Genomic DNA, 12,405 nt, shown 5'->3' with positions numbered 1-12,405 from the left:
CGGTATGGTCTCCCGGCTCGAGGGTCGTCAACTTGAGATTCAGGACAACGATAATACTGTCCTTCCTGGCTCTGACTGCCGTCATGGCGTACGGAGCGCTCCACCTGAACGTGGAGGTAGATCAAACGAAGTACTTACCGGATCGGTTCGAGTCCATGAAATGGCAGCACGTTGTGGAGCGTGAGCTTGGTACTTCAACGAAGACACTGCTGATCGTCGTCGAAGCAGACGACGTCACCCGAAAACCAGTCCTCGATTACATGCGCTGTGTAGAGAACAGGTTGCGCTCCAAGCCTTACGTCGAGTACGTCAGAGGAGCTCCGGACGTTCTCCGGGAGAGCTCGACGAACTTCACGACCACCGTCAACATTCAGGGTCTTCGACCTCTGATATCGGAGATGGAACGGTCGAAGGAGATGTTCGTCAGCAAAGACCGCAAGATCGCTATTATCAGAGTGGGACTGAAGTCGGACGCGGACTACCGTAAGGTCGTGCCAGACGTTCGACGATCACTCGGGCGCGGCAAACCGAAGTCCGTCAAGTTCGCCGACGTCACGGGTTCTCCTGCCATCAACTACGACTTCTATCGAAGTTTCCTAAAGGATGTAGTCGAGGTGACCGCCCTCGTATCCGCCGCCGTTGCCGCAGTTCTGTACGTTGACTTCCGACGATGGTGGGCTCCGATCCTTGGACTCACGATCATCCTATCCGCCGTGGCATGGGTTCTAGGGATCATGTACTGGATGGGGTTCTCCCCGTTCTACGCGACGGTTCTGCTGACCGTGGTACTGATGCTCGGTGTCGGTATAGACTACGTGATATTTACGCTGACACGCTTCCATGAGGAGTACGATATCAAGGGACGCGCTAAGAGTGAAGCCATTCTTACGGCGGTTCGACGCGCGGGTCGAGCTGTGCTGATCACAGGTCTCACGGCGTCCGCGGGTTTCGCCGCCTTGACCCTGTCGGAGTTCAGGATGGTATCGGAGATAGGGTTCGGTATCGTAGCCGGTATTCTCACGGCCGTCGCGCTGACACTGCTCGTCCTACCGAGCTTACTTCAGTCGGTACCGATCGGGGGGAGGAACTCCGAGAAGGAGGAGGGATGGAAGGCACTCTCGGTGCCAGTTAAGTATCCGCTCCCGGCGATCGCCGCGCTGCTCGCCATCACGGGCCTGCTCGGGTACGGAGCAGCCGGAGTGAAGCCGGAAGTCAACATCGAGAAGTTCCTAGGACACGATTTACCGTCCCTGAAAGCTCGGGATATGCTCGAGAAGCACATGGACGTGAGCCATCACTTCGCCACGATCGTCGTGGAAGCGCGGGACATCCGGAACCCTAAGGTGGTCCGCTTCATGGAGAAGTTGGAGCGAGACGCGAAGAGCACCGGCGTGGTCGCCCGCGTGTTCGGGGCCCCCGACGTGATCTGGATGGAGAAGACCGTAGAGCGTCTGCCGGCGCCGGTCCGATCATCCCTCGAACCGAAAGTTAAGGACATGGAGGAAGGGGTTATTTCTGGGGACGGAAAAGTCGCGGTGATTCAGGTACAACTGAAACCAGGGGACCCGAAGGTACAAGGCCGGAAGATTATGGACGTGGTTCGGCACGAACACCCACCCGAGGGCGTGAAGGTAGGGGCCACGGGTCTCCCGGTGGCGTTCGCTGAGATGTACGCACAGGTGAACGAGGATATGCGTCGGTCCACCATCGCGTCGGCGATCGGCGTATTGGCGATACCGACGATCGCTCTTCGAAGCCCGATACCGCCGGTTTTCGGACTCGTCGCCATCGGCTCGGGCATCCTGTGGGCCATCGGACTCCTGGGTGGCATACTGCGGATAGTGCCGTCGTTCCTGGCCATGCAAACCACGATGTGTATACTCCTTGGTATCGGGATGGATTACTGTGTGTTCATGGCCTCACGTTACAGGGAAGAGCGAAAGAAGCACGGAGTCGAGGAAGCTTGGACCCGTACGATGGAGCGAGCAGGACCCGGTGTACTGTTCAGCGGACTGACCTCGGCGATCGGTTTCCTCTCGTTGCTACTATCCCACACGGGCATCATGAGGAACATGGGCCTCTATCAAGGGATAGGAGTACTTTCGACGCTGACCCTGGTGATTATAGGTTTCCCGGCGATGTACGTGGTAATCAGCCGCATGTTCAGTCGGAGCGGTGAAGTCCATTGACCGTCAGCATCCCCGGCGCTCGACCCTCCACCCCACTCAAGCTACGCCCTACCCAGAACCGCAGGGATGAATAGGGACCTCAAGATCAAGCCGGGCAAGTAAACGTCCGGAACGAGCGTCGATGTGCCGTATCTAGCCGTCGTCCTAGGAACGATCCGAAATCCTAGCTCCGATCGATTCGGTTCGCTTGGATTTTCGAAGAAGGGTGGTTAAAGGACTTACGAGTATCAACCTTAACTTCCAGGACCTGGCTCGGCAACGGCGGTCCCGGTCATCCACTCACCCTATCTACCGGTCCTCATCGCCTGAGGGGGGTAATAAATGTGGCGAAGAAGCGTCGGAGTAAGCGTCGGCGCCGGCGCGAGTTACCGCGTGAGATCGACTACGAACTGCCGGACATCACCGGTTGTAGCTGAGCTACGCTCGAGTTATATCGCCTGACATAAGTCCTAGAAACCACCCGAAGGTTTCACGCCTTCACGGAAGTCCAGTACCTGGAGTACTCACGGGCTACCTTTCGAATCCTCTCTAGCCCCCTCGGGTTCTCCTCCGGTGGATCAATAGGCTCCCGCAGATCGGCTGGGACACCCGACATACCACACACGACGCCCAAGTTAGTGTACGGGAGCCCGTCCTCGACGGAGTAACCCCCTTCCAGTACGGCGACTGGTCCCAAAGCCCCAAGGTCTTCCGCGAGCTCGGTCGCCCGTTCCATCATCCACCGATATCCCTCGGCCGTGACCGCGAGGTCCGTGATCGGGTCCGTGAAGTGGCAGTCCTGACCCGCAGAGATCAGGATCAGATCGGGGTCGAACTCCCACACCACGGGCTCCACAATCCGTTGGAAGGCTTCACAGTACGTCCGATCACCGGAACGTGGGAGCACTGGGATATTCACGGTGTACCCCTCACCTGGCCCATCACCCGCCTCGTACGGGAAGCCCGTGCCGGGATATAGGGTACGCCCGTCCTGGTGTATCGAGACGTAGAGCACGTCATCACGGTCGTAGAAGATCTCCTGAGTCCCGTCACCGTGGTGGGCGTCCCAATCCAGGATGGCGACAGAATCCGCGCCCAGTTCGCGTATCGCGTACTCTGCAGCGATCGCCGCGTTGTTGAAGTAGCAGAAACCTGCGGCCTTGGCGCGGCCGGCATGATGACCCGGCGGTCGGACCATCGCGAAAGCCGTGTCGTACTCCTTCCGCATAACTAGCTCGACGGCGAGAACGGAGCCTCCGGCCGCTAGCAGAGCCTGATCGTAAGTCTCCGGAGCGACGGCGGTATCCGGATCGATCGTACCACCACCGGATTCGCTCATCCGTCTGATTAACTCCACGTGCTCGGGATCGTGGACGAGTTCGATCACTTCGCGATCGACGGGCTCGGGCTCGACGAGATCGACCCCCTCGATCTCGAACAATCCCTCCTCCCAGAACCTGTCCACCGTGTAGGAGAGACGTTCACGACGCTCCGGGTGCGTGGGATACTGTTCGTGCCGTAGGTAATCCTCATGGTATACTAAGGCCAGCGTCCTCTCAGCCTCCCACAAGGTGTATCACCACCCAACGTCAGGTAATCCCGGGGGCTATGAGGAGCAGGCGGGAGAGACCGGCTGGTAGGATGATCGAGGAGACCGCTGCCGAGCGCTGTGGAAACGATGATGGGGATGGTGGTGGCGACCGACTCGATGAGGAAGCCCCGCTCGATACCGACTACCGGCCGCGGGAGGAGGTGCACTTCCACCAACGGCCCTCGGTCGACACATCGTTTTCTTCCCGCCGGCTGCCTTGTAAGCGTCGGAACCATTCGTCACGACAGGAGGTAATGTGGTTAGGTTGAGCCCCGTTCTCGAGCGTATGGAGGTCGGCTCCGGGGCGGTCGTGCGGTTCGAGGGGGGCGGGACAATGGAGGTGACCGAGCTGGAAGGGCTGACGATATCGTGGGATGCACGCCCTCTCGCTCCCGACTCGATTTACGGTGAGGATTATATGAGAAAATACTGGAACGTGGCTAGCCTGCTGAAGATCGTTCAGAAGGCGTTCGACGAGCCAAAGGGTGACTTGGCGATAGGGTTCAGCGGCGGGAAGGATAGCTTCACCTGCGCCCTTGCACTCGAGCCGTTCCTCCGGGAGTGGGACGTGAACCCCCAAAGCTCGTCACGGTGGACGTGAGAGTCTGAGGAGTGGGCGTTTGGCGACCTTATCAGAAGGAGAGGAGATCAATCGAATGGCGAAGGCTCTTGGATACGAGTTCGAGCTGGTCCATGCCGAAGAGAATGTGGCTGAGCTGTCGGAGGAGCTGAACAAGCCACCGTGCAAAATCTGCTCGGCGATTAGGCGTAGAATCCTCGCGGAGCGACATGACGTGGTAGTCTACGGTCACACTGCCGAAGACGCGATCGAGACCCTGATGATGAGCGTGAACCGAAAGCAGGACGCCGGCACCTTCCCGCCGGCGGACCTGCTGGAGGAGGACGACGCCCTACTACTGCGACCGTTGTACGTTGTGAGCGAGCTTCGGACTGTCCGAGTGTATCATGATGTGACTTCCAGACTTGGTCTCCCAAAGGTTGAGCCCGAATGCCCTTACGCGAAGCGGTACCGGAGCTCGGACTCACCCAGGCGTACGGCTTCGGAGCTGGTAAAGAGACTACGTGAAATGGCCAAGGTTCGTGACGAGCTGGCCGTCGAGAACTTGGCCCGTGGTCTGGCTAGGATGACGCTCGCAGACGTCCTCTGTGGGCGTGAGAGGCTCAAGATACCTACCTCGTGATACCTCCTTGAGGAAATACGGGCGGAAGTTCTGGACGAGGGACGGTACCGTGACGAGCGTCAGTTCATCAGGGCTGGATGTCGGGTTTGTGCGATCGGGGAAACAGTGGAGATCCGAACCGTACCGGGGACGTATCCTCGAACGGATCGGTTACCTCGGGCGGATACTACGCGTGCAAACCCATGAGGATGCATACCATCGAGATGGCTGCGGCGAGTACCGCCGTCAACACGCCGATCCACGCTGTCGGACTGGGCGTCCAAAGCCCACGCAGCACCTTGCTCCCATCCAGGGGTGGTATGGGAAGCAAGTTAAACAGCTGTATCATTCCATTCCACACGGCCGCCTTCGGATAGATTACCAGAAGCGGGATTCCGGCCAGAGCCCCACCGAAGGGCCCGGCCGCCGCGATGAACACTTCCTTATCCGGATCCGTCCACCCGTGCTGAACGAACGCACCTCCGAAAGGAAGGAACACCGGAGGATATGCGGGAACGTCGAGCAGTTTGCACGCCAGGTAGTGGCCTAATTCATGGAAGAGTGTGGCGATGACAATCGCCACACCCAGAGGTCCGAAGATCAAGGAGTGGAGTACCAATGAGAAGAACCCAGTCTTCACCGTGGTTCCCCACTTCCAGAATCCCAGTTTAGCGCCCTTATACGCCAGCTTGTACCCTAAGCCGATAGGGACCATGGACAGCGACCCCCGATGGGGATCCAAGGTCATCGTCGAAATCACGATATAGACAGCGGGCGCATCAAGGCGCACACCTATGGTCGGGTGAGGTAGGCACCATCATCTCGGGAAACAGCACGTGGGATTCCACACAACCTTAACGGAACCGCGCCCCACCGCTCCGGTGAACGTTATAAAATTCATAACGAACCGAGCTGGAGCCGCGGCCGGGATTTGAACCCGGGACCACCGCCTTACCAAGGCGGCGCTCTAACCAGGCTGAGCTGCCGCGGCGATCCCCACAAACGCCGGATTTCACTGGTGGATTTCACTAGTTCCACCCGAGCCAGCCGTACTCCACCCGACGATCGATTAAATGTGTTGCGCCCACTACGGTACCGTAGAACCGCGCGGGGGGTGAGAGACATGTCCGAGGACGACGCCTTTGACAGAGCGTGCCGCGAACTCGTGGAGAAGATGCTGTCAGGTGAGATCCGGACGAAAGGTGAGCTACAGGAGGCCAAACGCGAAGTCTGCAGGGAATACGGTCTTTCGAAGTTCCCTACAGATGCGGACATCCTGGAACGCGCAACTCCCGAGGAGCGCGAAGAGCTCCGAGAGATCGTCGTGAAGAAACCAGTCCGATCTATCTCGGGCGTGGCCGTCGTCGCGGTGATGGCGAAGCCTTATCCGTGTCCACATGGCCGCTGTGCGTACTGTCCGGGTGGACCCGAGAAGGGCGTGCCACAGAGCTACACGGGTAAGGAGCCGGCCGGCCGTCGGGCTAAGGAGCACGAGTTCCACCCGAGAAGGCAAGTCGAGGCGCGTATACGGCAGTTGGAGATCTCAGGCCACCCAACCGACAAGATCGAGCTGATCGTGATGGGAGGTACGTTCCCCGCGACACCATTGTGTTACCAGGAGTGGTTCGTGCGGGAGTGTCTAAACGCGATGACCGGGAAGGACGCTCTCACGATCGAGGAAGCGCAGAAGTACGCGGAGACTTCAGAACGCCGACCCGTGGGGATCACCTTCGAAACGAGGCCCGACTATTGTAAGGAGGAACATGTAGACCGCATGCTCAAGCTGGGTGCTACCAGGGTTGAGGTGGGAGTCCAGACTATCTACGACTTCATATTGAAGCGCGTGGACCGCGGTCACACCGTGAAAGACACCGTCGAGGCGACACGTATCCTCAAGGACGCCGGTCTGAAGGTATGTTACCACATTATGCCAGGTCTTCCGGGCTCGAACCCCGAACGCGACCTCAGGATGTTCAAGCGGCTGTTCAAAGACCCCCGGTTCAAGCCGGACATGCTGAAGATTTACCCGTGTATGGTCTTCGAGGATACGCCCCTGTACGACGCGTGGAAACGTGGCGAGTACGAGCCGTACGATGAGGAAACCGCGGTGAAAGTCATCGCCGAGGCGAAAAACCGCTACGTACCGGAGTATTGCCGCATCATGCGGGTTCAGCGTGATATTCCAGCCCATCTGGCCGCCGCCGGCATCCGGAAGACGAACTTACGCCAACTAGTTCAAGATTACCTAGAGGAGAAGGGCTGGGAGTGCCGGTGTATCCGTTGCCGAGAGGCGGGCCACAAGATGCGTCAAGGCGTTGAGGTGGATCCAAGGCGAGCCGAGCTCAGGATCATCAGAGAACGTGCGTGGAAGGGAGGTGTGGATTACTTCCTAATGTACGAGGACCCGGAGGCAGATGCTATACTCGGTTATCTGAGGCTCAGGAGGCCAACGGAACTAGCACACAGACCGGAGATCGACCCCGAGACAGCCGTCGTACGCGAGCTTAAGGTAGTCGGACCGACGGTGCCTATCGGCGAGCGGGACACGGACGCAGTTCAACATCGTGGTCTCGGCGAGCGACTGATGAGGAAGGCGGAGGAGCTCGCCGCCAGCGAGCTGGATGCGGACAAGATCATCGTGATCAGCGCCATCGGAACGCGCGAGTACTACCGGAAGCTCGGGTACGAGCGCGTCGGCCCTTACATGGGTAAGGAGTTAACGTGAAGGTACCAGGATCACGGGGACGTCCTTCACGTGCCCTTCGATCCCCCGTCGGAACGTTATATCCTCAAACCCTGGGATGTGACCCACGCCTACCACCACGGCATCCGCACCCACTTCCCTGGCGTACTCCATCACGGCCTCGGGACCCTCACCTCGCACTATCTCGAACTCCCCACCGCGCCTCTCGACAGTCTCCCGGATCAGCTCCGCCTCCTGCCGCATGAATTCCTCCAGCGCTCTCGCCATGTCCTCGTTCAGTCCCTTGAACGCCCGACAGTCGATTAAGTAGACTCCTATCACCTCATCCGCCTCCTCCAGCGCGTGCTCCAGCGCCTCGAAAGACGCCTCGGATCCGTCGAGGAGCACGACATATCTGGTCAACTCTCGACCCCCAACAGCACGTGGACCCTCGACGTTTTGATCAACTGGAGGACGTGAGCGGCTAGACGCTGTCTGGACTCGAGCACTGTTTCCGGGAGCGGGAGACCCTTTAACCCAACCGCCGAGAGTTGCCGTCCTTCCTCCAAGATCGGCAGGTCGAAGACGGATGCGGCTTCAACGGTCAGCGCCCGAAGCGCCCTGAGCGGTGAGAGGCCAGTACGAATCCACGCGTGGTAAGCCTCCGCCCACGGGTCAGGTTCCACGGACATCCCGTTGTCGGTCCCTAGGAGCACTCGAAGATCCCGAAATCGCTTGGGATCCGGGTTCCCGAGCCTGTAGTAGTCGTTGGATCTTGGACAGAGTACCACGACGGGATCCAAGCCCTCCAGTAGCTCACGGTCGCGGTCCGTGAGGATCACACAGTGGACGATACCCTCCGGTTCGAGCAGCTCTACGGCCCGCTCGATCTCGGTGACGCCGTGTTCACGGATGCACTTTCGGACGGATCGCCAGTTCTCGTTCGCATGCACGTACACCCGGAGACCGGAGTCCCTCACGGCCTCCAACACGTCGTCCGGCAAGTGCACATCTGGAACCCCGACGAACTCCGTCAGCTCTGACAAGGCTCGAAGTTCCTTCTCGACCCTCTCAGGATCGTCGAGGGCTTTCGGCCGGCCCATTGGAACGTAGGTCGGGAAGCCCTTGGCCGCCTTAAGGCCCAGCTTCAGGCCCTCGACACCACCCTCCCGAAAATCGGCGACTCCAGGACACCCGAACCTCAACGAGGTCCGGAGGAAGTCCCGGATCGAGGCTTCGAGCTCCCTCTCCCCGACCTTTTCGAGTAGCCGATGTTTCAGGCCGTCGGGCGGAGCAACGACTTTCTCGAGCGGCATCCCGAGGCCAGCGTGTCGGAACGCCCAGTCAGCGGCGTGGACGTGTGCGTTGAACGGTGCGGGCAGAACGACGTCGAAGTCGTCCGCACCGTGTTCGCGTCCCTCCTCGATCCGTCGTACCTTACCATCCTCGACTTCGATCGTTATCGGGGACAGTAACTCCAGATCCTCACCGACGAGTCCCGCATCCGCGGTCAGCACACCGTCCTTCACTCGCCGCAACGACACGGTTTCTCACCACACTTGGGACACCGACCTGGGTACTTCTCCTTCAATATCTCCTCCACGTCAATCCCGAGAACGTTGGCCAGCGAGAACGTCCACGCCACCACGTCCGCCAACTCCTCACGCACCGCCCGTCGATCGTTCTTGCGCACGGCCTCCGCCAGCTCACCGATCTCCTCCACGAGCCAGAGCAACGTCCGCTCGGGACCGCGCTTCCGATCCTTCTCCCCGTACAACTCATCCATCAGACGCTGAAACTCCGAGATCTCCATTCTCAATGTCACTCCCCGCTCCCGTAACCTCCACCGCCAGCTGTGCGCACGACCAACATGTCACCGGGCTCGAGCACGGTCGAATCTTTCGGGCCGAGCCTCTCCACCTCCCCGTTCGATCGCTCGACCTCGTACTCAGAGGTCTTCCCAGGCTTCCCACCGTCGACGCCGCGCGGCGGGTGCATGGTCCGGTCACCTATCACGGTCACGCGACAGCGCTCCAAGGCGAGGTATCGCTTGACGATACCGTCACCACCGCGGTACTTACCTTCGCCTCCACTCCCACGCCGGACCGTATGCTCGAGGATCCGAATCGGGTACTCGCGCTCCACGTGCTCGACCGGAGTGCTCGCGGTGTTAGTCATATACACGTGCACGGCGCTCTCCCCGTCACCGTCCGGGGACGCGCCGGCTCCACCGCCTACCGTCTCGTAGTACGCGAACCCTACCCCACCGATAACTACGTTGTTCATGGAACCGTGCGAGTGGGCCGGTAAGTTCGAGATTGCTTCGCGTAGTGCGTCTAAGATGGCATCCACTATTCGCTGAGAAGTCTCAACGTTGCCCGCACATACCGGAGCCGGCGGCTCGGGATTAACTACCGTCCCGCGCGGTGCTATCACCTCGATCGGTCTATACGTACCCTCTGAAACGGGTGTCTCCGGGTCTAAAGCCGCCTTGAGAGCGAAAAAGACCGCGGAGTATGTGACAGGCAGAGGCGCGTTCACGGGACCCCGGGTCTGCTCGTCAGTCCCAGTGAAGTCGACGGTCACCTCATCCCCTTCCACAAGCACGGTCACGGATATACGCACAGGGTCCTCCGAGATTCCATCGCCCTCCAGGTAATCTTCCCCGGTGTACTCTCCGTCGGGAACCCGCTCGATAACGACGCGCATTCGACGCTCGGCGTAGTCCTTACACCACTCGCAAGCCCTCTCCCAGGCCTCACATCCGTGCTCGTCGATGATCCTCCTTACCTGACGACATCCTCGAAACGCCGCGGCGATCTGAGCGGTGAGATCGTATCGTCGCTCCTCACCGCCACGGGAGTTCGCCTCGAGGAGACGTAGCACGTCATCTCGGGTCTCACCGTCCTCTGCGACCTTGATCGGAGGGATTCGGAGCCCTTCCGAGTATACGTCCTCGGCGTCGTGAGGCATGCTCCCTGGGACCTTTCCACCTACGTCGGCGTGGTGCGCACGAACCACGGCGAACGCCATGAGCTCGTCGTCGTGGAACGCGGGAGCTACGATGGTGAGGTCGGGAAGATGGGTACCTCCGGAGTACGGGTCGTTGAGCAAGAAGGCGTCTCCCGGTTCCATCTCTGAGGGCTTGAATTCATCTAAGACGGCTCGTACGGCCCACCTCATCGATCCGAGATGCACCGGAATGTGTTCCGCTTGGGCTATTAGCTCACCGTCCGCATCGTAGATCGCGCAGGAGAAGTCCTCCCGCTCGCGAATGTTCGGGGAGAAGGAGCTACGACGGAGCAGGGCCCCCATCTCCTCGCAGGCGTATATGAGAGCTTGCCGTACGATCTCATGCTTCATCCGAAGGTCCCCCCAGCACCGAAGTCAGACCACGCAAGAAGGCGCGCTTGACCCGGTCGTACGCGTTCACCACTCCTGGTCCTACGTGGAGCAGTACATCTCCCTCCTCGGACCGTGTGGCCACCTCCTCAGCGGCCTCTCGGACCGAGTCCACAGCCACCCCCTCGCAACCTGCCGACTCGGCACCCTTCACTACCTCCTCGGCGGCCGACCGGTCGAGCCGTTCCAGGGTCTCGTTGTACCCGCTGGCCGCCACAAAGTCCGCGTATTTCCCCACTATCCGCCCGAATTCGAACTTATCGCGCTCAGTCACAGTGTCTGGATTATCTACGCTGACGAGCAGTCTTCTGTCCCGTTCGTCCGCGAGCTCCCGGAACGATGGAAGCGACGCCTTCAGACCGTCTGGGTTGTGCGCCGCGTCGATATAGGCGACACGGCCCGAGAGTTCTCCAAGCAGTTCCATGCGTCCGGGAACACCCTCGAACGTGGCGAGACCATCGACGAGGCACTCAGGATCGACACCGAACTCTAGGCAGGCGGCGACGGCCCCAGTGCAGTTCTCGACGTAGTAACCGATCAGATGGAAGTCGGCCTCCACCGAGACATCAGGACCTCTTACCACAAGGCGTCCGTTCTCCCTACTCCCGTAATAATCGGCGTCGGGATCCCGCACGGAGTACCAGACTGCGTCGTTCAGGCGCTTCCGCAGCTCCTCGCAGTCGTAGCAGGCCACCAGTACTTCGCTCATCTCGGTTATCGTGAGCTTCCGACGGACGTACCTCTCGAAGGAACCTCCGAACTCGTCCAGGTGCTCCGGTGAGACGTTCGTCAACACGCCGACGTCCAGCTCGATGCCGGCAGCCAGTCTGATCGTTCCATGCGGGAGCTCCACGACGGCCACATCGTAATCCTCGATCTCGCCCGTTACCACGCCCTCCACTATCGCCTCGATGACGAGGTGTCTATCGAGAGACGAGCACCGCCAAACCTCGTACCCGGAGGCTTCCAGGAGATGTGCCACCGCCCATGTCGTGGTGGTCTTCCCGTTCGTCCCGGTGATCCCGATAGCGGGCACGGGGAACAGGTCCCTCAACAGTCCGGCAACATCTTCGACGGTGATCTCCTCAGGAACCAGCTCCGCGAGCTTCCTACCTTCGGCATCTTCGGGTATCGCAGGAGATACGAAAGCCGCATCGGCCGACTCGAAGAGATCTCGATAGTGTCCCCCGAGAACCACTTCGACGCCCTCGCGCTCTAGAATCTCAAGATACTCGCGCTCCTCCGTGGTGAAGTCTTCCCAATCGCGGACATCGTTGATTACGACGTCGTACCCCGCGTGGTTCAGCAGCCGCGCCACCGACCGTCCAGCACTGCCGGCTCCGACAACTATAACCCGGCTCAACTCTCTCACCCTCCCAG

The 12,405-nt window shown here is 60.0% G+C and carries 11 protein-coding genes and 1 tRNA gene; 4 read left to right on the top strand and 8 right to left on the bottom strand.

Going from position 1 to position 12,405, the window contains the following annotated elements; genetic code table 11:
* The first annotated feature begins 32 nt into the window (after positions 1–32).
* On the top strand, positions 33–2,189 hold the full coding sequence (locus tag BW919_RS06265; protein WP_088336164.1) for a hydrophobe/amphiphile efflux-3 (HAE3) family transporter: 2,157 nt from the start codon (positions 33–35) through the stop codon (positions 2,187–2,189).
* Between the two features lie 469 nt (positions 2,190–2,658).
* On the opposite strand, the gene BW919_RS06260 is transcribed toward BW919_RS06265, so the two are convergent.
* The gene (locus BW919_RS06260; protein ID WP_232452869.1) at positions 2,659–3,738 is read right to left on the bottom strand and encodes a histone deacetylase; all 1,080 of its coding nucleotides are present in this window, start codon (positions 3,736–3,738) and stop codon (positions 2,659–2,661) included.
* Positions 3,739–4,093: 355 nt separating this feature from the next.
* Between BW919_RS06260 and BW919_RS06250 the strand changes: the two genes are divergently transcribed.
* Together BW919_RS06250 and BW919_RS06245 are read left to right on the top strand one after the other, a co-directional pair.
* Positions 4,094–4,360: a hypothetical protein gene (locus BW919_RS06250; RefSeq protein WP_157666122.1), complete on the top strand. Its 267-nt coding sequence runs from the start codon at positions 4,094–4,096 to the stop codon at positions 4,358–4,360.
* A 19-nt stretch (positions 4,361–4,379) separates the two neighbouring features.
* Positions 4,380–4,961 carry a hypothetical protein gene (locus tag BW919_RS06245; RefSeq protein ID WP_088336161.1) on the top strand — a complete coding sequence of 194 codons (582 nt, stop codon included), beginning with the start codon at positions 4,380–4,382 and terminating at the stop codon, positions 4,959–4,961.
* Positions 4,962–5,127: 166 nt separating this feature from the next.
* On the opposite strand, the gene BW919_RS06240 is transcribed toward BW919_RS06245, so the two are convergent.
* Positions 5,128–5,655: a site-2 protease family protein gene (locus tag BW919_RS06240; protein WP_088336160.1), complete on the bottom strand. Its 528-nt coding sequence runs from the start codon at positions 5,653–5,655 to the stop codon at positions 5,128–5,130.
* A gap of 198 nt (positions 5,656–5,853) precedes the next feature.
* Positions 5,854–5,931: transfer RNA gene (locus tag BW919_RS06235), tRNA-Thr, on the bottom strand.
* A gap of 132 nt (positions 5,932–6,063) precedes the next feature.
* Here BW919_RS06235 and BW919_RS06230 point away from each other — a divergent pair.
* A complete protein-coding gene (locus BW919_RS06230) occupies positions 6,064–7,665 on the top strand; it encodes a tRNA uridine(34) 5-carboxymethylaminomethyl modification radical SAM/GNAT enzyme Elp3 (RefSeq protein WP_088336159.1) in 1,602 nt (533 codons plus the stop codon).
* Here BW919_RS06230 and BW919_RS06225 read toward each other — a convergent pair.
* From BW919_RS06225 to BW919_RS06205, 5 genes are read right to left on the bottom strand one after another with little or no spacing between them, the layout of a single operon-like run.
* Positions 7,657–8,046, bottom strand: coding sequence for a universal stress protein (locus BW919_RS06225; protein WP_157666121.1), 390 nt, complete (start codon positions 8,044–8,046; stop codon positions 7,657–7,659). The two genes, BW919_RS06230 and BW919_RS06225, sit on opposite strands and share 9 nt — an antisense overlap.
* Positions 8,043–9,152 carry an amidohydrolase family protein gene (locus BW919_RS06220; RefSeq protein WP_232452971.1) on the bottom strand — a complete coding sequence of 370 codons (1,110 nt, stop codon included), beginning with the start codon at positions 9,150–9,152 and terminating at the stop codon, positions 8,043–8,045. The genes BW919_RS06225 and BW919_RS06220 overlap by 4 nt, the downstream gene beginning before the upstream one ends.
* A complete protein-coding gene (locus BW919_RS06215; protein WP_088336519.1) occupies positions 9,149–9,436 on the bottom strand; it encodes a MazG nucleotide pyrophosphohydrolase domain-containing protein in 288 nt (95 codons plus the stop codon). Before BW919_RS06215 ends, BW919_RS06220 begins: the two co-directional genes overlap by 4 nt.
* Positions 9,437–9,444: 8 nt before the next feature.
* Positions 9,445–10,986, bottom strand: coding sequence for a hydantoinase B/oxoprolinase family protein (locus BW919_RS06210; protein ID WP_088336156.1), 1,542 nt, complete (start codon positions 10,984–10,986; stop codon positions 9,445–9,447).
* Complete coding sequence (locus BW919_RS06205; protein ID WP_198324587.1) at positions 10,976–12,388, bottom strand: Mur ligase family protein; 1,413 nt, start codon at positions 12,386–12,388, stop codon at positions 10,976–10,978. Before BW919_RS06205 ends, BW919_RS06210 begins: the two co-directional genes overlap by 11 nt.
* Between the last annotated feature and the right edge of the window lie 17 nt (positions 12,389–12,405).

The sequence above is a fragment of the Methanopyrus sp. KOL6 genome, assembly GCF_002201915.1.
Lineage (GTDB): Archaea > JAADCQ01 > Methanopyri > Methanopyrales > Methanopyraceae > Methanopyrus.
Note: the sequence above shows the minus strand (reverse complement) of the source record. Positions and strands in the feature narration are given on the sequence as shown.